The organism is Pseudorhizobium sp. NPDC055634 (genome assembly GCF_053618655.1).
In genome coordinates this window covers 275,158-298,471 of the sequence record NZ_JBSHHW010000004.1, presented here as the reverse complement: position 1 = coordinate 298,471, position 23,314 = coordinate 275,158, and the positions used below count along the sequence as shown (strand labels likewise).

General features: G+C 62.6%; 31 protein-coding genes. 6 read left to right on the top strand and 25 right to left on the bottom strand.

Features of this window, described 5'->3' with window-relative positions; genetic code table 11:
- Nucleotides 1-56 precede the first annotated feature (56 nt).
- Together ACWGPT_RS08860 and ACWGPT_RS08855 are read left to right on the top strand one after the other, a co-directional pair.
- On the top strand, nt 57-731 hold the full coding sequence (locus ACWGPT_RS08860; protein WP_452605216.1) for a hypothetical protein: 675 nt from the start codon (nt 57-59) through the stop codon (nt 729-731).
- A 1,223-nt stretch (nt 732-1,954) separates the two neighbouring features.
- Nucleotides 1,955-2,116, top strand: a complete 162-nt coding sequence (locus ACWGPT_RS08855; protein WP_452605215.1) for a hypothetical protein — start codon at nt 1,955-1,957, stop codon at nt 2,114-2,116.
- Nucleotides 2,117-2,160: 44 nt separating this feature from the next.
- Here ACWGPT_RS08855 and ACWGPT_RS08850 read toward each other — a convergent pair whose 3' ends face one another.
- The 3 genes from ACWGPT_RS08850 to ACWGPT_RS08840 all read right to left on the bottom strand — a co-directional run bounded on the left by ACWGPT_RS08850 (nt 2,161) and on the right by ACWGPT_RS08840 (nt 4,603).
- Nucleotides 2,161-2,787, bottom strand: coding sequence for an outer membrane protein (locus ACWGPT_RS08850; RefSeq protein ID WP_452605214.1), 627 nt, complete (start codon nt 2,785-2,787; stop codon nt 2,161-2,163).
- Between the two features lie 256 nt (nt 2,788-3,043).
- Complete coding sequence (gene ftsZ / locus ACWGPT_RS08845) at nt 3,044-4,084, bottom strand: cell division protein FtsZ (protein WP_452605213.1); 1,041 nt, start codon at nt 4,082-4,084, stop codon at nt 3,044-3,046.
- A 261-nt stretch (nt 4,085-4,345) separates the two neighbouring features.
- Nucleotides 4,346-4,603, bottom strand: a complete 258-nt coding sequence (locus ACWGPT_RS08840) for a hypothetical protein (protein ID WP_452605212.1) — start codon at nt 4,601-4,603, stop codon at nt 4,346-4,348.
- A gap of 118 nt (nt 4,604-4,721) precedes the next feature.
- Between ACWGPT_RS08840 and ACWGPT_RS08835 the strand changes: the two genes are divergently transcribed.
- Entirely contained in the window at nt 4,722-5,027 is a 306-nt protein-coding gene (locus ACWGPT_RS08835) for a DUF1883 domain-containing protein (RefSeq protein WP_452605211.1), read from the top strand.
- On the opposite strand, the gene ACWGPT_RS08830 is transcribed toward ACWGPT_RS08835, so the two are convergent.
- The gene (locus tag ACWGPT_RS08830) at nt 5,024-6,340 is read right to left on the bottom strand and encodes a replication-associated recombination protein A (RefSeq protein WP_452605210.1); all 1,317 of its coding nucleotides are present in this window, start codon (nt 6,338-6,340) and stop codon (nt 5,024-5,026) included. The two genes, ACWGPT_RS08835 and ACWGPT_RS08830, sit on opposite strands and share 4 nt — an antisense overlap.
- Entirely contained in the window at nt 6,337-7,737 is a 1,401-nt protein-coding gene (locus ACWGPT_RS08825; protein ID WP_452605209.1) for a DegQ family serine endoprotease, read from the bottom strand. The genes ACWGPT_RS08830 and ACWGPT_RS08825 overlap by 4 nt, the downstream gene beginning before the upstream one ends.
- 213 nt (nt 7,738-7,950) lie before the next feature.
- Between ACWGPT_RS08825 and ACWGPT_RS08820 the strand changes: the two genes are divergently transcribed.
- A complete protein-coding gene (locus ACWGPT_RS08820; RefSeq protein WP_452605208.1) occupies nt 7,951-9,108 on the top strand; it encodes an endonuclease/exonuclease/phosphatase in 1,158 nt (385 codons plus the stop codon).
- Nucleotides 9,109-9,116: 8 nt separating this feature from the next.
- Here the strand turns inward: ACWGPT_RS08820 and ilvD are convergent, their stop codons facing one another.
- On the bottom strand, nt 9,117-10,952 hold the full coding sequence (gene ilvD, locus ACWGPT_RS08815; RefSeq protein ID WP_452605207.1) for a dihydroxy-acid dehydratase: 1,836 nt from the start codon (nt 10,950-10,952) through the stop codon (nt 9,117-9,119).
- A 228-nt stretch (nt 10,953-11,180) separates the two neighbouring features.
- Here ilvD and msrP point away from each other — a divergent pair, with 228 nt between their 5' ends.
- The gene (msrP, locus tag ACWGPT_RS08810; RefSeq protein ID WP_452605206.1) at nt 11,181-12,125 is read left to right on the top strand and encodes a protein-methionine-sulfoxide reductase catalytic subunit MsrP; all 945 of its coding nucleotides are present in this window, start codon (nt 11,181-11,183) and stop codon (nt 12,123-12,125) included.
- Nucleotides 12,125-12,766 carry a protein-methionine-sulfoxide reductase heme-binding subunit MsrQ gene (gene msrQ, locus ACWGPT_RS08805; protein ID WP_452605205.1) on the top strand — a complete coding sequence of 214 codons (642 nt, stop codon included), beginning with the start codon at nt 12,125-12,127 and terminating at the stop codon, nt 12,764-12,766. Before msrP ends, msrQ begins: the two co-directional genes overlap by 1 nt.
- Before the next feature lie 62 nt (nt 12,767-12,828).
- Here msrQ and rplQ read toward each other — a convergent pair whose 3' ends face one another.
- The 19 genes from rplQ to rplP form a co-directional block, all read right to left on the bottom strand.
- Nucleotides 12,829-13,254, bottom strand: coding sequence for a 50S ribosomal protein L17 (rplQ, locus tag ACWGPT_RS08800; RefSeq protein WP_452605204.1), 426 nt, complete (start codon nt 13,252-13,254; stop codon nt 12,829-12,831).
- Between the two features lie 45 nt (nt 13,255-13,299).
- On the bottom strand, nt 13,300-14,310 hold the full coding sequence (locus tag ACWGPT_RS08795; protein ID WP_452605203.1) for a DNA-directed RNA polymerase subunit alpha: 1,011 nt from the start codon (nt 14,308-14,310) through the stop codon (nt 13,300-13,302).
- Between the two features lie 171 nt (nt 14,311-14,481).
- Nucleotides 14,482-14,871, bottom strand: a complete 390-nt coding sequence (gene rpsK, locus ACWGPT_RS08790; protein ID WP_007766864.1) for a 30S ribosomal protein S11 — start codon at nt 14,869-14,871, stop codon at nt 14,482-14,484.
- A gap of 136 nt (nt 14,872-15,007) precedes the next feature.
- Nucleotides 15,008-15,376, bottom strand: coding sequence for a 30S ribosomal protein S13 (gene rpsM, locus ACWGPT_RS08785; protein WP_058329561.1), 369 nt, complete (start codon nt 15,374-15,376; stop codon nt 15,008-15,010).
- A gap of 239 nt (nt 15,377-15,615) precedes the next feature.
- Nucleotides 15,616-16,266, bottom strand: a complete 651-nt coding sequence (locus tag ACWGPT_RS08780) for an adenylate kinase (protein ID WP_452605202.1) — start codon at nt 16,264-16,266, stop codon at nt 15,616-15,618.
- Entirely contained in the window at nt 16,263-17,603 is a 1,341-nt protein-coding gene (gene secY / locus ACWGPT_RS08775) for a preprotein translocase subunit SecY (protein ID WP_452605201.1), read from the bottom strand. The genes ACWGPT_RS08780 and secY overlap by 4 nt, the downstream gene beginning before the upstream one ends.
- Before the next feature lie 228 nt (nt 17,604-17,831).
- Nucleotides 17,832-18,305: a 50S ribosomal protein L15 gene (gene rplO, locus ACWGPT_RS08770; RefSeq protein ID WP_452605200.1), complete on the bottom strand. Its 474-nt coding sequence runs from the start codon at nt 18,303-18,305 to the stop codon at nt 17,832-17,834.
- 16 nt (nt 18,306-18,321) lie between these two features.
- Nucleotides 18,322-18,534, bottom strand: a complete 213-nt coding sequence (rpmD, locus tag ACWGPT_RS08765; RefSeq protein ID WP_452605199.1) for a 50S ribosomal protein L30 — start codon at nt 18,532-18,534, stop codon at nt 18,322-18,324.
- Nucleotides 18,535-18,545: 11 nt separating this feature from the next.
- Entirely contained in the window at nt 18,546-19,115 is a 570-nt protein-coding gene (gene rpsE, locus ACWGPT_RS08760; RefSeq protein WP_452605198.1) for a 30S ribosomal protein S5, read from the bottom strand.
- Between the two features lie 123 nt (nt 19,116-19,238).
- On the bottom strand, nt 19,239-19,601 hold the full coding sequence (gene rplR / locus ACWGPT_RS08755; RefSeq protein ID WP_452605197.1) for a 50S ribosomal protein L18: 363 nt from the start codon (nt 19,599-19,601) through the stop codon (nt 19,239-19,241).
- Between the two features lie 12 nt (nt 19,602-19,613).
- Entirely contained in the window at nt 19,614-20,147 is a 534-nt protein-coding gene (rplF, locus tag ACWGPT_RS08750; protein ID WP_452605196.1) for a 50S ribosomal protein L6, read from the bottom strand.
- Between the two features lie 42 nt (nt 20,148-20,189).
- Entirely contained in the window at nt 20,190-20,588 is a 399-nt protein-coding gene (rpsH, locus tag ACWGPT_RS08745; RefSeq protein ID WP_052638144.1) for a 30S ribosomal protein S8, read from the bottom strand.
- A gap of 12 nt (nt 20,589-20,600) precedes the next feature.
- Complete coding sequence (gene rpsN / locus ACWGPT_RS08740) at nt 20,601-20,906, bottom strand: 30S ribosomal protein S14 (protein WP_247245354.1); 306 nt, start codon at nt 20,904-20,906, stop codon at nt 20,601-20,603.
- 33 nt (nt 20,907-20,939) lie between these two features.
- On the bottom strand, nt 20,940-21,497 hold the full coding sequence (gene rplE / locus ACWGPT_RS08735; protein WP_452605195.1) for a 50S ribosomal protein L5: 558 nt from the start codon (nt 21,495-21,497) through the stop codon (nt 20,940-20,942).
- Nucleotides 21,490-21,798, bottom strand: a complete 309-nt coding sequence (rplX, locus tag ACWGPT_RS08730; RefSeq protein ID WP_452605194.1) for a 50S ribosomal protein L24 — start codon at nt 21,796-21,798, stop codon at nt 21,490-21,492. The genes rplE and rplX overlap by 8 nt, the downstream gene beginning before the upstream one ends.
- A gap of 13 nt (nt 21,799-21,811) precedes the next feature.
- A complete protein-coding gene (gene rplN / locus ACWGPT_RS08725) occupies nt 21,812-22,180 on the bottom strand; it encodes a 50S ribosomal protein L14 (RefSeq protein ID WP_052638136.1) in 369 nt (122 codons plus the stop codon).
- A gap of 233 nt (nt 22,181-22,413) precedes the next feature.
- Complete coding sequence (rpsQ, locus tag ACWGPT_RS08720) at nt 22,414-22,650, bottom strand: 30S ribosomal protein S17 (RefSeq protein WP_052638134.1); 237 nt, start codon at nt 22,648-22,650, stop codon at nt 22,414-22,416.
- An 11-nt stretch (nt 22,651-22,661) separates the two neighbouring features.
- Nucleotides 22,662-22,862, bottom strand: coding sequence for a 50S ribosomal protein L29 (rpmC, locus tag ACWGPT_RS08715; RefSeq protein WP_452605193.1), 201 nt, complete (start codon nt 22,860-22,862; stop codon nt 22,662-22,664).
- 12 nt (nt 22,863-22,874) lie between these two features.
- Complete coding sequence (gene rplP, locus ACWGPT_RS08710) at nt 22,875-23,288, bottom strand: 50S ribosomal protein L16 (RefSeq protein ID WP_452605192.1); 414 nt, start codon at nt 23,286-23,288, stop codon at nt 22,875-22,877.
- Nucleotides 23,289-23,314 lie beyond the last annotated feature (26 nt).

Here is a 23,314-nt window from a genome sequence, read left to right as displayed (position 1 = left end):
AGGAGTCGGTCTGGAAGTCGAGCACAAGCCACTCACTTTCAACAAAGGAAGACCACTTGACTAAGACACCAACCTTCGGTTTCTCCGCATTTTTACGACTGATCTCATTGAACGAGGCGCCTCAAAAATCCGCGATACGCGAGCGCTATAAGCCGTCAAGCGGCAAGGGCTACGACTATCACCGCAGCCTTCGCCTCGCACTGCAGCGTCTCAATAGCGGCAGCCACTCAGCCGCTGACGTGCTATCATCCTTGAGTTCCATCAAGAAGGTATCAGAGCGGCATTCCGCCAAACGCGGGATCATCCGCTACATCAAATGGAGAAAGCTCGTTCCCGGGCCGGTGGCCACCTGTGAATCAGTCATATTTGAAAGCCCCCACTCACAGTTCAAAGTTCGATTCGATGCCGACTTTGTCATTGAACTCGACGGGAAGCGCACTGCTATACACATCTGGAACACGAAAGGCACGAAGCTATCTAGGAGCTTCGTTCTTGCAGCGTTGTCATTGGTGCAGGCAAACTGGCCAGGAGATCGTGACAGCGACAACGATTTCGCTGTCCTTTCACTTCAAGATATGACGCTATATCGGTGGTCGGATGATCCGGAGCATTATCAGGATTTAGCTACCACCCTGGTGTTGCGGCTAGACCGCCTTTGTCGGGCATTGATGAAAGAAGACGGCAGCACGAGCACGATTGGCACGACGGAGCCCCCATCGCCGTCGGTCTAGCGTCAAACAAACCGCGACGCCTCCCTCTCCCCTTGTGGGAGAGGTTACAAAATCGAGGGCTTAGCCGGAGGCTAAACCTCAGATTTTGTTGGTGAGGGGTAGACGGGCGAGATACGGTCCCCTCACCTGGAATTTCTAGCACTTAGCTGACGCTAAGATGCTGAAATTGACATCCTCTCCCACAGGGGGAGAGGAGCCGGCGCGGCACTCTCGGCGCATTCCCTCTCCCACCTCTCTCCTTCGTCATCCTCGGGCTTGACCCGAGGATCCAAAACCAGGCAATTTTCATCGCAGGACGGAACTCGTCCAAGTCGCCTGCACGACTAACACTCTGATTTTGCAGCTTGTATCTGGATCCTGGGGTCAAGCCCGAGGATGACGAACGAAAAAAATCATCCCCGCTCATCCCCGTCCCCGAAACCTGTGCCCATACTTTCCCCGTTCCGCAACGGATACACCGGCAGGCGTGCTGGCGAGGCGGGGCCGGCGCTGGTGGTGGGGAAACGACGTAAGTCCTCATCACCGGGGTCCGCGGAAAATGGTCTCCCTCCGGCGACACGGGGGAAGCGGGATGGTGCAAGGACCGGCCACCTGCTTCTGATGCCCGAACAGCGCGCCGGGCGTGCCTGTGCGGCACACAAGGGGGTCGACGGAGATGGTGTCGCCGGATTTTCAAGTCCGACGAGAGACCGGGGCGGAAAGCCTCGGGACCCCGGGAAACCGGCGGAAAGCACCTCCTCCCAGACCTCGACAGAGAGACCCAAGTCGCGGGGCAAAAACCGCCGAACGGGGCGCTGAGAGGTGCCACATAAACTAACTTTACGAGGCAGCTTCCAGCGCCCCGTCCGATTTGAAATTCGAAGAACACCAAGGGATGAATCCGTCCACCCGTCATCCTCGAGCCAGCGCAGCGAGACCCGAGGACAAGGGATGAATCCGCCCGCCCGTCATCCTCGGACAAGCGGAGCGCGATCCGAGGACAAGAGAGGAGCCTGTCGTGATGAAAAAGCGCCTGTCACCGCATCTTCGTCGTCACCAACAGCAGCGCAGCGATGGAGGCGATCGCCACGCCCATCCGGTCAAGCAGGACCGGCAGCGCGAAGACGAACGGCAGTGGCGTTGCACGTCGAAGCTCCGTCTTCGGCTACCTGCGGATGCATCGGGTTGGTGGAAAGAAGCCGCCGATATGCATAGTCTCTCCAATGCAACCATAGGAGGAGCAAATGGCGTACAGAAGGCGAAACGGGAAGGATACGTGGCACTGGTGCAGCAACTGCAACAACTGGCCGACTTCGGATTATGTCGAAAGGCCGACGAAGCCGCCGGGCGGGGAGCTCTGCAACGAATGCCTGGCGAAGGACGCGGCAGGCACCTGCAACAAGTAAGGTTTGCGCCCTGCCTTGCGGAAGGCAGGGCGCAACTGTCGCAATCAGAACCGGTAGTTCACGCCGGCCTTGATCGTGTGGTCGCTGAGATTGGTCTCGTTGGTCGAGGTGCCGTTGAAGCTGCGGACGTCGCCGGTGCGGGTGTAGTTGTACTCGACGCGGCCGGAGATCTGCTCGTTGAACTTCTGCTCGACGCCGGCGCCCAGCAGCCAGCCGGGCTTCCAGCCGTCGGGGCCTTCGGCCGAGGACGTGTCGCGCAGGCTGGTCATCGCCGCGCCGGCGATGCCGTAGACCAGCGTGTCACCGAGCGGTGCGCCGACCTTGGCCTTGGCGGCAAGGCGGTAACGCTCCTTCAGCTCGCCGCCGGGAACGTCGACTTCCGTATCGCCCATGTGGGAGAACTCGACTTCGCCGCCGACCACGGCGCCGCCCATTTCGGCATTGTAGCCGCCCTGGATGCCGCCCATGAATTCACTCTCGCCGGAGAAGGGGCGGAGATTATCCGAGCTCGTGCCGATATGCCCGCCGACATAGGCGCCGGTCCAGCCGCCCGAAGAGGCGACGGGCTCGCCGTAGGACGGCGCAGGCTCCGAATAGGTGAGGTCCGCTGCAAGGGCGGGGCTTGTGGCGAAAACGGCGGCGAGCGCCAGGGCATACGACTTGGCTGTCATGATCTACTCCATACACGGCCCGCATGTCCAAGACATGCCGGCATTACTCGGGTTACACACACCGCGGCGGGTGCGGCCGCCTTACAGCCCCGTCAGGCTGCACCGCCGGCAGGTTCGTTCTGAATTTCATGAATTGTTAAACGGTCCCTTAACTTCGGGACGGGGCGGCACCTGGCCGCAATCAACAAGTGTAACAAAAAGGAGAGCGCGGCCATCGAGGCCGCGCATCAGGTCAGAAGGGCGGCGTCCGGGACCGCTACTGGAGGAAGCGCGGCACCGGCGCGCCGGTCTCGAGCGAAACGCCGTTGACGTGGTCGGCGGCGGCTGCCCCCTGCCCGCCGTCAAGCCCGGTCGCCACGACGGACACCCGGAACTTGCCGTCGAGTTCGCGGTCAAAGATCGCGCCGACGACGATGTCGGCATCGTCCATCACCTCGTCGCGGATGCGGCTTGCCGCCTCGTCCACCTCGAACAGGGTCATGTCGGAGCCGCCGGAAATCGAGATCAGCACGCCCTTTGCGCCCTTCATGGAAATCTCGTCGAGCAGCGGATTGGCGATCGCCGCCTCGGCCGCGACCAGGGCCCGCCCGTCGCCGGAGGCTTCCCCGGTTCCCATCATCGCCCGGCCCATGCCCTTCATCACCGATTTCACGTCGGCGAAATCGAGGTTGATGAGGCCTTCCTTGACGATCAGGTCGGTGATGCAGCCGACGCCGGAAAAGAGCACGCGGTCGGCCGTCATGAAGGCGTCCGCGAACGTGGTCTTGGCATCGGCGATGCGGAACAGGTTCTGGTTGGGAATGACGATCACCGTATCGGCGGCGCGGCGCAGTTCCTCGATGCCGGCCTCGGCCGTCTTCATGCGGCGGTTGCCCTCGAAGGTGAAGGGCTTGGTCACCACGCCCACCGTCAGGATGCCGGCGTTGCGGGCCGCCTGGGCGATCACGGGTGCGGCACCCGTGCCGGTGCCGCCGCCCATGCCGGCGGTGACGAAGCACATGTGGCACCCGGAAAGATGGTCCATGATCTCGTCGATCGATTCCTCGGCGGCGGCGCGGCCGATCTCCGGCAGCGAGCCTGCACCCAGTCCCTCGGTGACGGCGGTGCCGAGCTGGATACGGCGGGTGGCCTTCGAGGTCGCCAGCACCTGCGCATCGGTGTTTGCGGCGATGAACTCGACCCCTTCGAGTTCCTCGACGATCATGTTGTTGATGGCGTTTCCACCGCCGCCGCCAACGCCGATCACCGCGATCTTGGGCCGCATTTCGGTGATCGTTTGCTTCTTGTCTTCCGACATGGACTGTCCTTTTGCGACACGTTTGTTCGTCGGCCCCGCCACTTGGCGCGCCGAATCGATATGCAGACTAAGCCCGTAACAAGGCAGAGGGTGGGCGAAAGGACAAGATATGGCCCCGTTTCACCGACTGTCCCCAGCATCGACGTCGGAGCGCGACGAACAAAAAAAGACCCTGCCTTGGGAGAGGCAGGGCTAGGACTGGAGGTCATTTTCGTTCTGGCGGTGGCGGCAGGGGAAACGCCACCTTTTATTGTCGAACTGCTATTCCCAGACGGGGCGGGCCTGCCGCTCATCCTCGCGCCGGCGCCAGTACCGAAGACGCATGCGCGGCGCGATCCGCTTCGCGATGAACGGGGCCACCACGAAGGAGAAGACGATCCAGGCGGGAAGAAGAAACTTCGCATTCTCCGCCAGGACCGGGATGGAGAGGATCGCGATCGCGCCGAAACCGAAGACCACCGCGTTGACCATCATCGATGCGATAACGGTAAGGTAGGTGTCTGTCCTGATCGCTGCCATTCCATGCCTCTTCATGTCGTTCGATCGGAAAACCCCCAAAACGCGATCTGGTTCCACCATTCCTTAACCGGACCGGAGATAGGCTGCCGAAAACTCAAATGCATTTATCGAGGCAGACGTGGCAGCACCGTCTTTTCGTTTCAAACATTTCGATCTCAAGGGACAGCGCGGCGGGACGGTCGTCGAGGTCACCCTCAGCGCCGTCAACAATGTCCGGCTGATGACGGCCGGCAATTTCCAGCGCTTCAAGGAACTGCTCGACTTCAAGTATGTCGGTGGCGTCGCCCGGAAGTCGCCGATCCGGCTTGTGGTCCCGGAAGACGGTCACTGGCACCTGATCGTCGACATGGAAGGACATCACGGCCTTGCGGAATCCTCGGTCAAGCTGACGCCGCCTGCGGCAGCGGCGCGCCGGGCCTCCTAGGGCTCTCCCCGCTCCTTGCGCAGCTTCGACCACCAGTCGAGCCGCTTGCGGATCTCCCGCTCGAAACCGCGCACCGGCGGGTCGTAATAGACCTGCCTGCCCATCTTCTCGGGAAAGTAGTTCTGGCCGGAGAAGGCGTCCGGCTCGTCATGGTCGTAGCGATAGCCCTCCCCGTAGCCCTCGCCCTTCATCAGCTTGGTCGGCGCGTTGAGGATATGCTTCGGCGGCAGCAGCGAGCCGTTCTCCTTCGCAGCCCGCATCGCCGCCTTGAAGGCGGTATAGACGCCGTTCGACTTCGGCGCCGTGGCGAGATAGACGCATGCCTGCGCCAGCGCCAGTTCGCCCTCGGGCGATCCCAGGTAATCGTAGGCGTCCTTGGCCGCATTGCAGATCACCAGCGCCTGCGGATCGGCAAGGCCGATATCCTCCACCGCCATGCGCACGAGACGACGCCCCAGGTAGAGCGGGTCCTCGCCGGCGTCGAACATGCGCGCCAGGTAGTAGAGCGCTGCGTCCGGGTCGGATCCGCGGACGGACTTGTGCAGCGCCGAGATCAGGTTGTAGTGGCCGTCCTGCCCCTTGTCGTAGACAGGCGCGCGCCGCTGGACGATCCGGGTCAGGCCCTCGGTGTCGAACACCTCGTCGGCCCGCGCCGCCCGCCACACCTCCTCGGCGAGCGTCAGCACCGCCCGGCCGTCGCCATCGGCCATGCGGATCAGGCTCGCTCGCGCGCCCGGATCGAGCGGCAGCGTCTTTCCCTCCGCCTCCTCGGCGCGCTGCAGCAGTTCCTCGAGGCTTTCCTCGTCATGCGGCAGAAAGGTAAGCACCCGGGCGCGGGACAGGAGCGCGGCGTTCAGTTCGAAGCTCGGGTTCTCCGTCGTCGCGCCGACGAGAATGATGGTCCCGTCCTCCATGACGGGGAGGAAGCTGTCCTGCTGGGCCCGGTTGAAGCGATGTATCTCGTCGACGAAGAGCAGCGTCTGGCGCCCCTCCATGCGGCGCATGCGCGCCGCCTCGAAGACCTTCTTCAGGTCGGCGACGCCGGAGAAGATGGCCGATATCTGCTCGAAGGCGAGGCCCGCCTCCCCCGACAGCAGCCGCGCAACCGTGGTCTTGCCCGTGCCGGGAGGCCCCCAGAAGATCATCGAGCCGAGCGAGCCCGAGGCGATCATCCGCCGCAGGACGCCGTCTTCGCCGGTCAGGTGCTTCTGGCCGGTGACCTCCGCCAGCGACTTCGGCCGCAGGCGATCGGCAAGCGGCCGCAGTCGCGCGACCTCGTCCGGGACCTGCGGCGCGAAGAGGTCGCCGCTCATCGGAAGAACTGCCGGATACGCTGACCGTCCCGCTCGATCTCGACGCGCCAGAAGCCCGGATCCTCGGCCAGCATGTCTTCCATCACGCGGGTCGAGGGAACGGCAACGCCGTTCAGCGAAACGAGAATGTCCCGCGGCCGGAAGCCGAGGCGGCTGCCGGGCGAACCGCGGGCGACGTCGACGACGACCACGCCGCTCTTCTCCGCTTCCATGCTCAGTTCCTGCGCGAGGCGCGGCGAGAGGTTGGCGACCCGGAGCCCGGCGAAGGGATTGCGGCCCTCCATCAGGCGCTCGTCGCGAGCCGGCGTTTCGGGTGCTGAACCAAGAGCGATGGCGATCTCGCGGACTTCGTCGGAGCGGACCGTCAGCACGGCTTCCTGGCCAAGGCCTGCCGTCGTCAGGCGGTAGCCGAGCGCATCGGGATGCTCGACCGCAATGCCATCGACAGCGGTGATCACTTCGCCGGGCTTCAGGCCGGCCTTGTCGGCCGGACCGCCCTCCACGACCCCGACGACAAGCGCGCCGCGGGCCGCGTCCAGGCCGAGCGCTTCCGCCACGTCCGACGTCACCGGCTCGAAGCGCGCACCGATATACGGACGCTCGAAGGTCTTGTCGCCCTTCTCCGCTGCGGCAAGGAACACCTTGACGAGGTTGGCGGGGATCGCAAAGCCGATCCCGTTCGAGCCGCCGCCGCGGGAGAAGATCGCGGTGTTGATGCCGATCAGTTCGCCGTTCATGTTCATGAGCGCCCCGCCCGAATTGCCGGGATTGATGGAGGCGTCGGTCTGGATGAAGAAGCCGAAATCGCCGGGCGTCACCTGGTTGCGGGCAAGCGCGGAAACGATGCCGTTCGTCACCGTCTGGCCGACGCCGAACGGGTTGCCGATCGCAAGCACGAGGTCACCGACTTCTACTGCATCGGAATTGCCGATCGGCAGGACGGGAAAATCCTGGCGGCCGCTTACTTTCAGGACCGCCAGATCGAGGCTTTCGTCCTTGAGCAGCACTTCCGAGGCAAACTCCCGGCCATCGGCAAGCGCGATGCGGATATCGTCGGCGCCCTGGATGACGTGATGATTGGTCACCACCAGCCCGTTATTCGAGACGATGACACCGGAGCCGAGCGAGGACTGCTTCTCGCTGCGGTTCGGCATGCGCTGGCCAAAGAACTGCTCGAAAAAGGGATCGCCGGCAAACGGGTTCCGCCGCTGCACGACGCGCTCTGCGTAGACGTTCACGACGGCACCGGCCGTCCGCTTGACCAGCGGCGCGAAGGAGAGCTGGATTTCCGCCTGGCTTTTGGGCACCGCCTTTTCCTCCTGCGCCTCAACGGCGACGGGCTGCAGGAAAAGAAGGGCGGCAAAACAGGCCGACAGGCCCATTCGAATGGTCAGCATGTGATTCCTCGCTACGAATTACCGTCCCGATTTGTAGCGCTGCAGGCTAGAAAGGAAAGGTGGCCGAACAAGGATAGCAGCCCGGCATGCCGCCCGCGGCAACGACCGTTCCCGGCAGCGGCTTTCTCCCGGCCAAGGCCGCCAAGTGCCGTCATACCGCGCCCAATGGCGGTGTGTTAGACTGACGCCACGGGCTCTCCGAGGGAGGAGATGATGGCACAGGCGTTCAAGCTGACGACCTGGAATGTCGAATGGCTGATCGATTCCTTCGGCGTGACGAGCGGGAGATACCAGGAGAGATCCAGGAGCTTCACCGGCCGGCGGCCATCGATGGCCGATGCGCAGGCCAAGCTGCAGGCCCTTCGCGGCGAGGTTCTGGAGATCGACGCGGACATCCTCTTCATGATCGAGGCGATCCGCGGCGCCGAGGCGATGCAGGAATTCGTCACCGCCTACCTTCCGGAATACCGGTTGATCACCCATGCCGGCCAAAGCGACAAGGCCTATGGCACGCTCGGCGAGCAGTGGATGTGGTTCCTGGTGAAGCCGGCCCTCGCCGATACCTGCGGGGCGCATCTCCTCGATCTTGCAATCTGGCGGAACTATACGGAAGAGGCATCGCTCGGCAGCCATGCCGGGGGCAACTGGCACCTGTCCGCGCCCTCGCTCGACAAGAAGACGATGAGCGCCGGCGCCAACATCCGCCACACGCACGACCACTACCGCCACCCGCAGGTGCTGGTGCTCACCTACCAGGGACGGCGGGTCGAGGTGATCGGCTGCCACTTCAAGAGCAAGCATATCGGCATCGAGGTCCCCCCACGGCACGCGGGCGAAACGAGCGACGCCTATTACGCCCGCGCCGATGTCGCATGGTTCATGGCCAATGCGCATCTCGCCCGGGCCAAGCTGACGACCGAGGCGACCGATGTCCGCTATTATATCGACAAGCGTTTCGCGCAGGAGGAACTGCCGATCATCTTCGTTATCGGGGACCTCAACGATGGTCCCGGCAAGGAACTGCTGGAGCGCGAATACCTGCTCCACGACCTGATCGGCGTGCTGCAGGGCGATGTCTTCTTCGCCCGCAAATTCCTGAACCACGCGCTCTTCGACTATCCGCAGAACCTGCGCTGGACCGTCAGCTTCGTCGATGAGCTCGATCCGTTGCGGTCGCCGACGATCCTGCTCGACCACATCACCTTCACCGAGGCGCTCAGCCGACGGGGTCTCGGGCCGCTCATCGTCAAGCCCCGCTCAGGCTGGGTGGAGCACGAGATTCACGGCAGGATCAACGCGGTCCTCCGGGAAAAGGCGAAGACCAGCGATCACGCGCCGGTCAGCCTCGTCGTTTCGCAGCATGAGGGCTGAAGACCGGCCTATTCCGGCAATATCCGCACGGCGCCCTTGTCGGCGCTCGACGCAAAGGCGGCATAGGCCTTGAGGGCCGTCGTGACGTTGCGCTTGCGCGGCGCCACCGGCTTCCAGCCCGCCTTGTCCTGCTCGGTGCGACGATGCGCGAGTTCGGCATCGGAAACCAGCAGGTTGATCGTCCGGTTGGGAATGTCGATCTCGATCATGTCGCCCTCGCGGACGAGGCCGATCGCCCCGCCCTCGGCCGCTTCCGGGGAGGCGTGGCCGATGGACAGGCCGGACGTGCCGCCGGAGAAGCGTCCGTCGGTGACCAGCGCGCAGGCCTTTCCGAGGCCCTTCGACTTCAGGTAGCTCGTCGGATAGAGCATTTCCTGCATGCCGGGGCCACCCTTCGGGCCTTCGTAACGGATGACGACCACGTCACCGGCGACGACCTCGTTGTTGAGGATGGCCTTGACCGAGGCGTCCTGGCTTTCGAAGACACGGGCGGGACCGGTGAACTTGAGGATGGATTCGTCAACACCCGCCGTCTTCACGATGCAGCCGTTGAGCGCGATGTTGCCGTAGAGGACCGCCAGCCCGCCATCCTTGGAGAACGGGTTCTTCACGGACCGGATGACGCCCTTTTCGCTGTCGGTATCGAGATCGTCCCAGCGCGACGACTGGGAGAAGGCAACCTGGGTGGGCACGCCGCCGGGGGCAGCCTTGAAGAAGGTGCGCACGGTCTCGCTATTGGTGCGGGTGATGTCCCAGCGGTCAATGGCGTCGCCGAGCGTCGTTTCGTGCACCGTGTAGCAATCACGGTTCAGGAGGCCGCCGCGTTCGAGCTCGCCGAGGATGCGCATGATGCCGCCGGCGCGGTGGACGTCCTCCATGTGGACGTCGCTCTTGGCCGGCGCGACCTTCGACAGGCAGGGAACCTTGCGCGACAGGCGGTCGATGTCGTCCATGGTGAAGTCGACGCCGCCTTCGTAGGCCGCAGCGAGGATGTGCAGGACCGTATTGGTGGACCCGCCCATGGCGATATCGAGCGCCATGGCGTTCTCGAAGGCCTGCTTGGTGGCGATCGAGCGCGGCAGGACGCTTTCGTCCTCCTGCTCGTACCAGCGGCGGGCGAGATGGACGATCAGGTGGCCGGCTTCCACGAACAGGCGCTTGCGATCGGCATGGGTGGCAAGCGTCGAGCCGTTGCCCGGCAGCGACAGGCCAAGTGCCTCCGTGAGGCAGTTCATGGAATTGGCCGTGAACATGCCCGAGCAGGAACCGCAGGTCGGACAGGCGGCGCGTTCGATCGCCTGGACATCGGCATCCGAAATCGCGTCGTCGGCGGCCGCCACCATGGCATCGACGAGGTCGAGGGCGACCGTCTTGCCCTGCAGGACGACCTTGCCGGCCTCCATCGGCCCGCCCGAAACGAAGACGGCCGGGATGTTGAGCCGCATGGCGGCGTTCAGCATGCCGGGGGTGATCTTGTCGCAGTTGGAGATGCAGACCATGGCATCGGCGCAATGGGCGTTGACCATGTATTCGACGGAATCGGCGATGATCTCGCGCGACGGCAGCGAGTAGAGCATGCCGTCATGGCCCATGGCGATGCCGTCGTCCACGGCGATCGTGTTGAACTCCTTGGCCACGCCGCCGGCCGCCTCGATCTCGCGCGCGACGAGCTGGCCGAGGTCCTTCAGGTGGACGTGGCCCGGGACGAACTGGGTGAACGAGTTCACCACGGCGATGATGGGCTTGCCGAAGTCGCTGTCCTTCATGCCCGTGGCACGCCACAGGCCGCGCGCACCAGCCATGTTGCGGCCGTGGGTCGTGGTTCTGGAACGATAGGCAGGCATGGATTTGTCCTCGATCTGGTATCGGCGCCCGCCGGCTTGGGATGACGCCCGGATTGAACGACTTTCCTACTCCAGACGACAGAAGGTGTCACTATCACGGACGGGGGAAACGGTACTCCCCGGTACGCCTCACGCAAAATTGCCCTTCGCCGGCGCTTCCGACGCTGTGAAACCGTTCGCACCCGGATTACGTATAGATGACAAAGCCGCCGCCCCAGGGAGACCGTCATGCCCGTCTATCATCCGCCCCGCATACCAGCCTCCGAGATCACGCCGCGCGGGGTCTACATGTCGCGCCGCACCTTTCTCGGGACCGCGGCGGCCGGACTTGCGCTGGCCGCCGGGGCCAGACCGGCGTTCGCCGCACCCCTTGCCGCATCGGCAAGCCCCTATTCCACCGACGAGATGCTGACGCCCAAGGAAGCCGTCACGACCTATAACAACTTCTACGAATTCGGGACCGGCAAGAGCGATCCTTCCGAGAGATCGCAGCATTTCAATCCGCTGCCCTGGTCGGTGAAGGTGGACGGGCTGGTGGGCAAGCCGCGCGAGTTCGGCATCGAGGAACTGATGAAGCTGCCGCTCGAGGAACGCGTCTACCGGATGCGCTGCGTCGAGGGCTGGTCGATGGTCATCCCGTGGATCGGCTTTCCGCTCTCGGCACTCCTCGACCAGGTGGACCCGCTCGGCAGCGCCAAGTACGTGACGTTCGAGACGCTGGTCCGGCCGGAGGAAATGCCCGGCCAGACGGGGCTCTTCCAGCCGCTCGAATGGCCCTATGTGGAAGGGCTGCGGCTCGACGAGGCGCGCCACCCCCTCACCATCCTCTCCGTCGGCCTCTATGGGGAGACGCTGCCGAAGCAGAACGGCGCGCCCATCCGGCTCGTCGTCCCGTGGAAATACGGTTTCAAGAGCATCAAGTCGATCGTCCGGATCTCGCTGGTCGAGAACGAACCACCGACGACCTGGAAGAATTCAAACGCCCGCGAATACGGCTTCTATTCCAACGTGAACCCGGAAGTGGATCACCCCCGCTGGAGCCAGGCCACCGAGCAGCGGATCGGCGAAGGCGGCTTCTTCAAGGTCGCCAACCGGCCGACCCTGATGTTCAACGGATATGCCGAGGAAGTGGCCGGCCTCTACGAGGGACTGGACCTGAAGGCGAACTACTGATGGCCGCAATCCCCGCCCTGCCCCGCCGGCTGCACGGACCCAGCATCTGGGCGCTCTATGCGGCCGGCCTAGTGCCGGCGGCCTGGTATTTCTACCTGGGGGCAACCGGCGGCCTCGGCGTCAATCCCGTGAAGACGTTCGAGCACCTGCTCGGCATATGGGCGCTGCGCTTTCTCATCGCGACCCTTGCCATCACGCCGCTGCGCGATTTTACCGGCATCAACTGGCTGCGCTACCGGCGGGCACTCGGGCTCCTCGCCTTCTATTACGTGCTGATGCACTTTTCCGTCTGGCTGATCCTCGATCGCGGCCTCGACTTCGGATCGATCGGTGCGGATATAGCCAAGCGCCCCTATATCACCATCGGCATGGTCTGCCTCGCCTGCCTCGTGCCCCTGGCGCTGACCTCCAACAACTGGTCGATACGCCGCCTCGGACAGAGATGGAACGGCCTGCACCGGCTCATCTATCCGGTGGCGCTCGGCGGGGCGCTGCACTACTTCCTTGCGGTCAAGTCCGTGACGCTCGTCCCCTTCGTCCACATCGCGCTCATCGTCCTCCTGCTTCTCTACCGGCCCCTGCGTCGGCCGTTCCTGAACTGGAAACGCGGAACGCCGCGACTGGCGCGCGCCGCCAGATGACGAAAAAGGCCGGGCGTTTCCACCCGGCCTTTTAAAACAGATCCGCAAGGCGGATCAGATCATCAAGCGGCTTCTGCTGCTTCAGCTTCGGCAGCAACGCGGGCCTTGTCGGCCGCGCCCTTGGCATCGACGTCGCGCTCGACGAATTCGATGACTGCGAGCGGGGCATTGTCGCCCTGGCGGAAGCCGGCCTTCATGATGCGCAGGTAGCCGCCGTTGCGGGTGGCGTAGCGCGATGCGATTGCATCGAACAGCTTGCGGACGGCGTCCTGGTCCTGGATCTGCGAGATCGCCTGACGACGAGCGTGCAGGTCGCCGCGCTTGCCGAGCGTGACGAGCTTTTCGACGATCGGACGGATTTCCTTTGCCTTCGGCAGGGTGGTCACGATCTGCTCATGGGTGATGAGCGAAGCCGCCATGTTGGCGAACATCGCCTTGCGGTGGCTTGCGGTGCGGTTGAGCTTGCGGCCTGCTTTTGCGTGGCGCATGTCTGGTCTCCTTCACTTGCAGGCATTCGCCTGCAGTCTGACTAGTTAGTATTGGTCTTCGTAACGCTTGGCGAGATCTTCGATGTTTTCCGGCGGCCAGGCGGGAACTTCCATGCCAAGATGGAGGCCCATGGATGCCAGAACTTCCTTGATCTCGTTCAGCGACTTGCGACCGAAATTCGGAGTGCGCAGCATTTCCGCCTCGGTCTTCTGGATGAGGTCGCCGATGTAGACGATGTTGTCGTTCTTCAGGCAGTTCGCCGAACGGACAGAGAGTTCCAGTTCGTCGACCTTCTTGAGGAGCGCCGGGTTGAACGCCAGTTCGGTAACGGCTTCTTCCTCGACGTCCTTCTGCGGCTCGTCGAAGTTGACGAAGACCGAGAGCTGGTCCTGAAGAATACGGGCGGCGAAGGCGACAGCGTCTTCACCGGTTACCGAACCATCGGTCTCGATGGTCATGGTCAGCTTGTCGTAATCGAGAACCTGTCCTTCGCGGGTGTTTTCCACCTTGTAGGACACCTTCTTGACCGGCGAGTAGAGGCTGTCGACCGGGATCAGGCCGATCGGCGCGTCTTCTGCACGGTTACGCTCGGCCGGGACATAGCCCTTGCCGTTGTTGACCGTGAACTCCATGCGGATCTCCGCGCCCTCGTCGAGGGTGCAGATGACATGGTCGGGGTTCAGGATCTCGATGTCGCCAACCGTCTGGATGTCGCCAGCGGTAACGGCACCAGGGCCCTGCTTGCGCACGACCATGCGCTTTGCGTCGTCGCCATCCATCTTGATGGCGATTTCCTTGATGTTCAGCACGATGTCCGTCACATCTTCCCGAACGCCGGGGATGGAGGAGAACTCGTGCAGAACGCCGTCGATCTGGACGGCGGTCACAGCCGCGCCGCGCAGCGACGACAGAAGCACCCGGCGCAGGGCGTTGCCGAGCGTCAGGCCGAAGCCCCGCTCAAGCGGCTCTGCAACCAGCGTTGCCTTCGTGCGGCCGGACGAGGTGAACTCCACCTTGTTCGGCTTGATCAGTTCCTGCCAGTTCTTCTGGATCATGTTTTAAACCTTCCGTTCGTTGCCACCATTCAATCGTGGCAACCGAGCATGAGAAGCACCGTAAGACATTGCCTTTCGGCGGTACGGCAAAACCGCCAGACTTCGACGACGAAGTAAGGCGGCATTACGCGAGTTCAATGCGACCGGGCCGAAGGCCGACGCATCCAACGATCAGACGCGGCGCTTCTTGCGCGGACGGCAGCCGTTGTGCGGGATCGGCGTAACGTCACGGATCGAAGTGATCATGAAGCCGGCAGCCTGCAGGGCGCGCAGAGCCGATTCACGGCCGGAACCCGGACCGCAGACTTCGACTTCCAGCGACTTCATGCCGTGTTCCTGAGCCTTCTTGGCGCAGTCTTCGGCAGCGATCTGAGCGGCAAACGGAGTCGACTTGCGCGAACCCTTGAAGCCCTTGGCACCAGCCGACGACCAGGCAATCGCATTGCCCTGAGCGTCCGTGATGGTGATCATCGTGTTGTTGAAGGTCGAGTTGACGTGGGCAACGCCCGACGTGATGTTCTTGCGTTCGCGACGGCGGACGCGGGTGGCTTCCTTGGCCATGGTCTTCCTTTCGTTGATCTCGTCACCGCCGTAATTCCAGCGGCTCCACCGGAACCGGACCGAGATCCGGCACCAAACTCAAAAAGAGGCCAGCGAATTGCCGCCGGCCTCCCCTCGCCCGGAGTTACCCGGGAAATTACTTCTTCTTACCAGCGATAGCCTTTGCCGGACCCTTGCGGGTGCGGGCATTGGTGTGCGTCCGCTGGCCGCGGACCGGAAGGCCGCGACGATGACGCAGGCCGCGGTAGCAGCCAAGGTCCATCAGACGCTTGATGTTCATCGAGGTCTCGCGACGCAGGTCACCTTCGACCTGGTAGTCGCGGTCGATGGCTTCGCGGATCTGCAGGACTTCCGCATCCGTCAGCTGATGGACGCGACGATCAGCCGGGATACCGACCTTCTCGATGATTTCCTGTGCGAACTTCGGGCCGATCCCGTGAATATACGTCAACGCGATAACGACGCGCTTCGCAGTCGGGATGTTGACGCCAGCGATACGTGCCACGCCTATTCTCCTTGCGTTCCAGTTGCCATCCGGCAAGTGGTACTTCTTCCATGAGAGCAGCCAATCTAAGGCCGCCAGTTCAAATCCATCCGGAACAGGTCAAAACGATCGGACCCGGACACCCTAGTGGGGAGATCCGCACCGATCGCATATGCTGTCGCGAGTTGGCGCGGTGTTTAGCGGAATCGGTTAAAAAATGCAACCGGCCCCGCCAAGATTCTTTGGAATGCCGCGGCTGCTCAGAGAGCCGCGAGCAGTTTCTCGATTTCCGCCGTAACGGCGTCCATCTCGGCCATGCCGTCCACGGACTTCAGCTTGCCCTTGGCATAGTAGTAGCCGATCAGCGGAGAGGTCTCCTTGTAGTAGACCTCGAGGCGCTGGGTCATCGTCTCGGCATTGTCGTCGGGGCGACGCTTGAAGTGAGTCGAGCCGCACTTGTCGCAGACACCTTCCTTGGCCGGAACCTTGTCTGTGTCATGGTAGACGGTGCCGCACTGGGCGCAGGAATAGCGGCCGGATACCCGGCGGATCAGTTCCTTGTCGTCGACCCTCAGTTCGATGACCGCGGAAAGGTCCATGCCCTTGTCCCGCAGCATCGTCTCCGTGGCATCCGCCTGGACGAGCGTCCGCGGGAAGCCGTCGAGGATGAAACCGTTGGCGCAGTCCGGCTGGTCGATTCGCTCGGAGACGATGGCGATGACGATATCGTCGGAGACGAGCTTGCCTGCATCCATGACCGCCTTGGCGCGCTTGCCGACATCGGTTTCGGCGGCCACCGCGGCGCGCAGCATGTCCCCCGTGGAGAGCTGCGGAATGCCGTGCTTCTCCACGATCCGCTGGGCCTGGGTTCCCTTTCCCGCGCCCGGCGGTCCCAAAAGAATCAGTCTCATCGTCCCCTCTTTCCTCCACGCAGTTTCGACTTCTTGATCAGCCCCTCATACTGCTGAGCAATAAGGTGACCCTGGATCTGTGCAACCGTGTCGAGAGTTACACTGACAACGATCAAAAGCGAAGTCCCACCAAGGGCTAATGGTACGCCCGTACGGGCGATCAGCAGCTCCGGCAGCACGCAGACGAAGACGAGGTATGCCGCACCGACGACGGTGATCCGCGTCAGGACGTAGTCGATGTATTCGGCCGTCCGCTCGCCCGGGCGAATGCCGGGGATGAAGCCGCCGTGCTTCTTCAGGTTGTCGGCGGTGTCCTTCGGATTGAAGACGATCGCCGTATAGAAGAATGCAAAGAACGCGATGAGCAGGCCGTAGAGCACCATGAATGCCGGCTGGCCGTGGCCGAGCGCCGAAATGATGGTGGTTGCCCAGCCCGGCATCTCGGAACTGCCCGCAAAGCCGGCCGCCGTGGCGGGCAGCAGCAGCAGCGAGGAGGCGAAGATCGCGGGGATGACGCCGGCCGTGTTGAGCTTCAGCGGCAGGTGCGAGGTATCGCCCTGGAACATCCGGTTGCCGACCTGGCGCTTCGGATACTGGATCAGCAGGCGGCGCTGCGCACGCTCCACGAAGACGATCAGCATGATCACGCCGATCGCCACGACGATGACCGCGAGGATGTGCGCCGTCGACAGCGCGCCGGTGCGGCCGAGTTCCAGCGTCCCGGCAAGAGCCGTCGGGAGCGCGGCGACAATGCCGGCGAAGATGATGAGCGAAATTCCGTTGCCGATCCCGCGAGCGGTGATCTGCTCGCCGAGCCACATCAGGAACATGGTGCCGCCAAGAAGCGTGACGACGGTCGAGATGCGGAAGAACCAGCCCGGATCCACGACGAGGCCGTTGCCGCTCTCGAGGCCGACCGCAATGCCGTAGGCCTGCAGGGTTCCGAGGAGCACCGTGCCGTAGCGGGTGTACTGGTTGATGACCTTGCGGCCCTGCTCGCCTTCCTTCTTCAGCGCTTCGAGAGAAGGAACGACCGACGTCATCAGCTGCACGATGATCGACGCGGAAATGTACGGCATGATGCCGAGCGCGAAGATCGCCATGCGCTCGACGGCGCCGCCGGCAAACATGTTGAAGAGGCCGAGGATACCGCCGGCCTGCCCGCGGAATGCCTGCGCATAGGCCTCGGGATTGAGCCCGGGCAGCGGGATATGCGTGCCGAGACGGTAGACGAGCAGTGCGGCGAGCGTGAACCACAGCCGCTTCTTGAGATCCTCAGCCTTGGCAAAGGTCGAGAAATTGAGGTTGGAGGCAAGTTGTTCCGCTGCAGAAGCCATGCATCTCTCCGCCTGACCAATTCCGGCGGCGGGGGTGTGCCGGTTCCGGAATGCAGTCCAAATTCAGTTTCAGATAACGGGCGGGGATCGCAGGTGCAATCTGTGCCTCACCCTGTTTTCCGTATGGCTCCGGAATACGCCGGCCTGGCGACCGGTCCCGGAATCGTGAGGCTCACATATGGGAGCAAAATCGCCCGGTGTGAAGCACTCCGGGCGATCTTAAACGGTTTATTCAGCCGCTGCGGCTTCCGGAAGCTTGATCGAGCCACCGGCCTTTTCGATCTTCTCGACGGCAGCCTTGGAGGCGCCGGCGGCTTCGATCGAAACCTTGGCCTTCAGTTCGCCGTCGGACAGGATCCGCACGCCGTCCTTGAAGCGACGGATGACGCCGGCAGCCTTCAGGGCAGCAGCATCGATCGTGGCCTTCGGGTCGAGCTTCTTGGCATCGATCGCGGTCTGGATACGGCCGAGCGATACGGTGACGTATTCGGAAGCGAAGATGTTGGTGAAGCCGCGCTTCGGCAGACGACGATAGATCGGCATCTGGCCGCCTTCGAAGCCGTTGACGGCGACGCCGGAACGAGCCTTCTGACCCTTCACGCCGCGACCACCGGTCTTGCCCTTGCCGGAGCCGATACCGCGACCAACGCGGATGCGGTCCTTGGTGGCGCCTTCGTTGTCTTTGATTTCATTCAGTTTCATGATGACTTCCCCCGTCTCACTTCTCGTCGACGACGCGAACGAGATGCTGGACAGCACGGATCATGCCGCGAACCGAAGGAGTATCCTCCAGGGTGCGGACCCGGTGCATCTTGTTGAGACCGAGACCGATCAGCGTCTGGCGCTGTACAGCCGGCCGGCGGATGGGGCTACCGATCTGTTCGACGGTAACCGTCTTGTTGGCGTCTGCCTTGGTGGCTTTCTTGGCCATGATCGCTCTCCTTATTCTTCCGCGGCGTTGCCGGAAGCGGCGCGGCGAGCCTGGAGCGTTGCATACTTGATGCCACGCTGAGCTGCGACGTCCTTCGGATGAACCTGATGCTTCAGGGCGTCGAAGGTTGCGCGAACCATGTTGTAGGGGTTCGACGAACCGGTCGACTTGGCGACGACGTCATGAACGCCGAGCGTTTCGAAGACGGCGCGCATCGGACCACCGGCGATGATACCGGTACCAGCCTTGGCAGCGCGCAGCAGAACCTTGCCGGCGCCGTGACGGCCGTTGACGTCGTGATGCAGCGTACGGCCATCGCGAAGCGGGACGAAGATCAGATCGCGCTTGGCGGATTCGGTCGCCTTGCGGATCGCTTCCGGCACTTCGCGTGCCTTGCCGTGACCGAAGCCTACGCGGCCCTTCTGGTCGCCGACGACGACGAGTGCTGCGAAGCCGAAGCGACGGCCGCCCTTGACAACCTTGGCGACGCGGTTGATCGCGACCAGCTTGTCGACGAATTCGCTATCGCGCTCTTCGCGGTTCTGGCGATCGTCGCGAGAACCTCTTCTTTCTTGTGCCATTGTCCTGTTCCTTTTTCTTTTCCGGGTGCAATCGGCAGATTACGGGGTGATCCTTCAGACCGGATCGGTGCGGCATAACCGCAGTTTGCCCGGCCAGGCAAGCGCCAGGGCCGGGCAAATTCCTTAGAAGCTCAGACCGCCTTCGCGGGCAGCTTCGGCCAGGGCCTTGATGCGGCCGTGGTAGATGAAGGCGCCGCGATCGAACACGACTTCCTTCACGCCCGCCTTGGTCGCACGTTCTGCGACAAGCTTGCCGACGGCGGCAGCGGCTTCAACGTCCGCACCGGTCTTGAGCTTGGAGCGCAGGTCGGCGTCGAGCGTGGAGGCGGCAGCAAGCGTGCGGCCGGCCACGTCATCGATGACCTGGACATAGATGTTCTTCGACGAGCGATGAACCGACAGGCGCGGACGGCCGTTGGCGACCGCCTTAATCTGGCGGCGCACGCGGCTCGCGCGCTTTGCAAGTGCTTGTTTCCTGCTAGCCATTTCGCGTGATCCTTACTTCTTCTTGCCTTCCTTGCGGACGATCCGTTCCTCGGCGTACTTGACGCCCTTGCCCTTGTAGGGCTCCGGACCGCGGTATTCGCGGATTTCCGCGGCAACCTGACCGACCTGCTGCTTGTTGATGCCGGTGACGACGATTTCCGTCGGCTTCGGCACGGCAATCGAAATACCCTTCGGCGGTTCGTAGACGACGTCATGGCTGAAACCGAGAGCCAGCTGCAGGTTCTGGCCCTGCATGGAGGCACGGTAGCCGACGCCGTTGATCTCGAGCTTGCGCTCGAAACCGTCCTTAACGCCCTTGAAGATATTCTCGATCATCGTCCGCGACATGCCCCACTTGGAGCGGGCATCCTTGGAGTCGTTGATCGGGGTTACCGAGACGGCGTTATCGCTGAATTCAAGCTTCACTTCGTCATTGGCGACGAAGAACAGCTCGCCCTTGGGGCCCTTTGCAGTCACTTTCTGGCCATCGACCGTAGCCGTGACACCTGCAGGAACCTGAACGGGCCTTTTACCGATACGAGACATTTTTTTATCCTGTCTGTTCGCTATGGAGATCCCTGCCCTGTCTTAGAAGACGGAGCAAAGAACCTCGCCACCAACGTTCTGTTCGCGAGCCTGGTGATCGGCCATCACGCCCTTCGGAGTCGAAAGGATGGTGATGCCGAGGCCGTTCGCGACCTGCGGGATGGACTTCACCGAGACATAGACCCGGCGGCCAGGCTTGGACACGCGGCCGATCTCACGGATCACCGACGCGCCTTCGTAGTACTTCAGTTCGATTTCGATCTCGGACTTGCCGTTGCCGTAATCGGTCTGGGAATAGCCGCGGATGTAGCCTTCCGCCTGCAGGACGTCCAGGACGCGAGCGCGCAGCTTGGAAGCTGGCGTCGTGACGGACGACTTGCGGCGAGCAGCGCCATTGCGGATGCGGGTGAGCATATCGCCCAGCGGATCAGTCATGGTCATCTAACCGTCTCCTTACCAGCTCGACTTGACGACGCCCGGCACCTTGCCGAGGTTGCCCAGCTCGCGAAGCGCGATACGCGACATCTTGAGCTTGCGATAGAATGCGCGCGGGCGGCCCGTGACTTCGCACCGGTTACGGATGCGGGTCTTGGAGCCATCGCGCGGCAGCGAGGCGAGCTTCAGGGTTGCCTGGAACCGCTCTTCGATCGGCAGCTCCTGGTTCATGATGGTCGCCTTCAGGGCTGCACGCTTTGCAGCCTGGTTGGCAACGGTCTTGCGGCGGCGCTTGTTCTTTTCAACTGCGCTGGTCTTCGCCATATCGGAGTTCCTTTTCTACGCTCGTCGTTACGGTTACTGACGGAACGGGAAGTTGAACTCTGTCAGCAGAGCCCGTGCTTCGTCGTCGGTCGTGGCCGTCGTGCAAACGATGATGTCCATGCCCCACATCTGATCAACCTTGTCGTAATTGATCTCCGGGAACACGATGTGTTCCTTGATGCCCATGGCGAAGTTGCCACGGCCGTCAAAGCTCTTCGGATTCAGGCCGCGGAAGTCGCGAACGCGCGGAAGCGCGATGTTGACCAGGCGATCCAGGAATTCATACATGCGCGCGCCGCGCAGGGTCACCTTGGCGCCGATCGGCATGCCTTCGCGGACCTTGAAGCCAGCGATGGAGTTGCGGGCGCGGGTGATGACAGCCTTCTGGCCCGAGATCGCAGCCAGGTCGGCAGCAGCAACGGTGGGCTTCTTGGAGTCGGCAGTCGCCTCGCCCACACCCATGTTGATGACGATCTTCTCCAGCTTCGGGATCATCATCTCGTTGCTGTAGGAGAACTTCTCCATCAGAGCGCCACGGATCCGGGAAACGTATTCAGCCTTGAGCCGCGGCTCGTACTTTGCCTCAGCCATCGATCACATCTCCCGTACGCTTGGCAACCCGCACCTTCTTACCGTCGACAACCTGGAAACCGACGCGGGTCGGCTTTCCGTCCTTCGCGACGATCGCGATGTTCGACAGGTGGATGGATGCTTCCTTGTTGATGATGCCGGCTTCCTGCGTCTGAGTCTGACGCTGGTGGCGCTTCACCATGTTCACGCCGCGCACGAGTGCGCGGTCTTCCTTCGGCAGGACCTGAAGGACTTCGCCGGTGCGGCCCTTGTCCTTGCCAGTCAATACGACAACGTTGTCGCCCTTGCGGATCTTTTGCATCGCTATCGCTCCCTTACAGTACTTCTGGAGCCAGAGAGATGATCTTCATGTGGTTCTTGGCGCGAAGTTCGCGCGGAACCGGTCCGAAGATACGGGTACCGATCGGCTCTTTCTTGTTGTCGATGAGGACCGCCGCGTTGTTATCGAAGCGGATGACGCTGCCGTCCGCGCGACGGATGTCCTTGGCGGTACGCACAACAACCGCCTTCATCACGTCGCCCTTCTTAACGCGGCCGCGCGGAATAGCTTCCTTGATCGACACGACGATTACATCGCCGATCGAAGCGTACTTGCGCTTGGAGCCGCCCAGCACCTTGATGCACATGACACGACGTGCGCCGGAATTATCCGCCACGTCGAGGTTTGTTTGCATCTGAATCATGTCAGTCGCCTTTTTCTAATGACCGGAACGACCGGGCGCGCGAACGCCCCGATCCGGCTTATGGACAGAATTTCATTGTGCGCGGGATGGATCTTGCCAAGGTGGTTTCCTGTTAAGGACCTTCCCTGCGCTCAAAGCAAAAGAACGCTCGTTGCCGAGCGTCCTGCGCCGATGGCGTGCTTCATACAGAATTTTGCGCCAGAAGCAAGGCCCCGGCGCAAAATCGCTGCAAATCAAGCCTGGGCGGATACGACCGTCCAGCGCTTGTCCTTGGAGATGGGCGCACATTCCTGGATGGAAACGACGTCGCCTACCTTGTACTGGTTGTTTTCATCATGCGCCTTGTACTTCTTGGAACGGCGGACCGTCTTCTGAAGCAGCGGGTGCGCGAATCGGCGCTCGACGCGGACAACAACGGTCTTCTCGTTCTTGTCGGAAACTACGACGCCCTGCAGAATGCGTTTCGGCATATTGTTCTTCCTTAGGCCTTGGCTTCTGCCGCCTTCTGGCGGGCAATGGTTTTTACGCGGGCAATATCCTTGCGAACCTCATTGATTCGCGAGGACTTCTCGAGCTGGCCGGTGGCCTTCTGGAAGCGCAGGTTGAACTGCTCCTTCTTGAGCTCTGCGAGCTTGTCCTTGAGCTGGTCGGCCGTGAGGGCGCGAACTTCTTCGGCTTTCATCCTAGCCTCTCCTTACTCTGCGATGCGCTGTACGAAGCGCGTCTTGACCGAGAGCTTGGCAGCACCGAGGCGAAGCGCCTCGCGGGCGATCTCCTCGGAGACGCCGTCGATCTCGAACATCATCCGGCCGGGCTTGACCTTGCATGCCCAGTATTCAACCGAACCCTTGCCCTTACCCATACGAACTTCGGTCGGCTTGGCCGTGACCGGGACGTCGGGGAATACGCGGATCCACACGCGCCCTGCACGCTTCATGTAACGGGTGATCGCGCGGCGGGCCGCCTCGATCTCGCGAGCATTGACGCGGTTGGGCTCCTGTGCCTTCAGGCCGAATTCGCCGAAAGCCAGGTCGAAGCCGCCCTTGGCGACGCCCTTGATGCGTCCCTTGAACTGCTTCCGGAACTTGGTACGCTTTGGCTGCAACATTTTCTTACTTCTCCGAGCTTATCTTT

Excerpts from the sequence above, each read along its gene's own strand:
- ACWGPT_RS08855 (WP_452605215.1), top strand. The coding sequence starts at position 1,955 with ATGGCGTACAGAAGGCGAAACGGGAAGGATACGTGGCACTGGTGCAGC.
- ACWGPT_RS08850 (WP_452605214.1), bottom strand. The coding sequence starts at position 2,787 with ATGACAGCCAAGTCGTATGCCCTGGCGCTCGCCGCCGTTTTCGCCACA.
- ftsZ (WP_452605213.1), bottom strand. The coding sequence starts at position 4,084 with ATGTCGGAAGACAAGAAGCAAACGATCACCGAAATGCGGCCCAAGATC.
- ACWGPT_RS08840 (WP_452605212.1), bottom strand. The coding sequence starts at position 4,603 with ATGGCAGCGATCAGGACAGACACCTACCTTACCGTTATCGCATCGATG.
- ACWGPT_RS08830 (WP_452605210.1), bottom strand. The coding sequence starts at position 6,340 with ATGAGCGGCGACCTCTTCGCGCCGCAGGTCCCGGACGAGGTCGCGCGA.
- ACWGPT_RS08825 (WP_452605209.1), bottom strand. The coding sequence starts at position 7,737 with ATGCTGACCATTCGAATGGGCCTGTCGGCCTGTTTTGCCGCCCTTCTT.
- ACWGPT_RS08820 (WP_452605208.1), top strand. The coding sequence starts at position 7,951 with ATGGCACAGGCGTTCAAGCTGACGACCTGGAATGTCGAATGGCTGATC.
- ilvD (WP_452605207.1), bottom strand. The coding sequence starts at position 10,952 with ATGCCTGCCTATCGTTCCAGAACCACGACCCACGGCCGCAACATGGCT.
- msrP (WP_452605206.1), top strand. The coding sequence starts at position 11,181 with ATGCCCGTCTATCATCCGCCCCGCATACCAGCCTCCGAGATCACGCCG.
- msrQ (WP_452605205.1), top strand. The coding sequence starts at position 12,125 with ATGGCCGCAATCCCCGCCCTGCCCCGCCGGCTGCACGGACCCAGCATC.
- rplQ (WP_452605204.1), bottom strand. The coding sequence starts at position 13,254 with ATGCGCCACGCAAAAGCAGGCCGCAAGCTCAACCGCACCGCAAGCCAC.
- ACWGPT_RS08795 (WP_452605203.1), bottom strand. The coding sequence starts at position 14,310 with ATGATCCAGAAGAACTGGCAGGAACTGATCAAGCCGAACAAGGTGGAG.
- rpsK (WP_007766864.1), bottom strand. The coding sequence starts at position 14,871 with ATGGCCAAGGAAGCCACCCGCGTCCGCCGTCGCGAACGCAAGAACATC.
- ACWGPT_RS08780 (WP_452605202.1), bottom strand. The coding sequence starts at position 16,266 with ATGAGACTGATTCTTTTGGGACCGCCGGGCGCGGGAAAGGGAACCCAG.
- secY (WP_452605201.1), bottom strand. The coding sequence starts at position 17,603 with ATGGCTTCTGCAGCGGAACAACTTGCCTCCAACCTCAATTTCTCGACC.
- rplO (WP_452605200.1), bottom strand. The coding sequence starts at position 18,305 with ATGAAACTGAATGAAATCAAAGACAACGAAGGCGCCACCAAGGACCGC.
- rpmD (WP_452605199.1), bottom strand. The coding sequence starts at position 18,534 with ATGGCCAAGAAAGCCACCAAGGCAGACGCCAACAAGACGGTTACCGTC.
- rpsE (WP_452605198.1), bottom strand. The coding sequence starts at position 19,115 with ATGGCACAAGAAAGAAGAGGTTCTCGCGACGATCGCCAGAACCGCGAA.
- rplR (WP_452605197.1), bottom strand. The coding sequence starts at position 19,601 with ATGGCTAGCAGGAAACAAGCACTTGCAAAGCGCGCGAGCCGCGTGCGC.
- rplF (WP_452605196.1), bottom strand. The coding sequence starts at position 20,147 with ATGTCTCGTATCGGTAAAAGGCCCGTTCAGGTTCCTGCAGGTGTCACG.
- rpsH (WP_052638144.1), bottom strand. The coding sequence starts at position 20,588 with ATGACCATGACTGATCCGCTGGGCGATATGCTCACCCGCATCCGCAAT.
- rpsN (WP_247245354.1), bottom strand. The coding sequence starts at position 20,906 with ATGGCGAAGACCAGCGCAGTTGAAAAGAACAAGCGCCGCCGCAAGACC.
- rplE (WP_452605195.1), bottom strand. The coding sequence starts at position 21,497 with ATGGCTGAGGCAAAGTACGAGCCGCGGCTCAAGGCTGAATACGTTTCC.
- rplX (WP_452605194.1), bottom strand. The coding sequence starts at position 21,798 with ATGCAAAAGATCCGCAAGGGCGACAACGTTGTCGTATTGACTGGCAAG.
- rplN (WP_052638136.1), bottom strand. The coding sequence starts at position 22,180 with ATGATTCAGATGCAAACAAACCTCGACGTGGCGGATAATTCCGGCGCA.
- rpsQ (WP_052638134.1), bottom strand. The coding sequence starts at position 22,650 with ATGCCGAAACGCATTCTGCAGGGCGTCGTAGTTTCCGACAAGAACGAG.
- rpmC (WP_452605193.1), bottom strand. The coding sequence starts at position 22,862 with ATGAAAGCCGAAGAAGTTCGCGCCCTCACGGCCGACCAGCTCAAGGAC.
- rplP (WP_452605192.1), bottom strand. The coding sequence starts at position 23,288 with ATGTTGCAGCCAAAGCGTACCAAGTTCCGGAAGCAGTTCAAGGGACGC.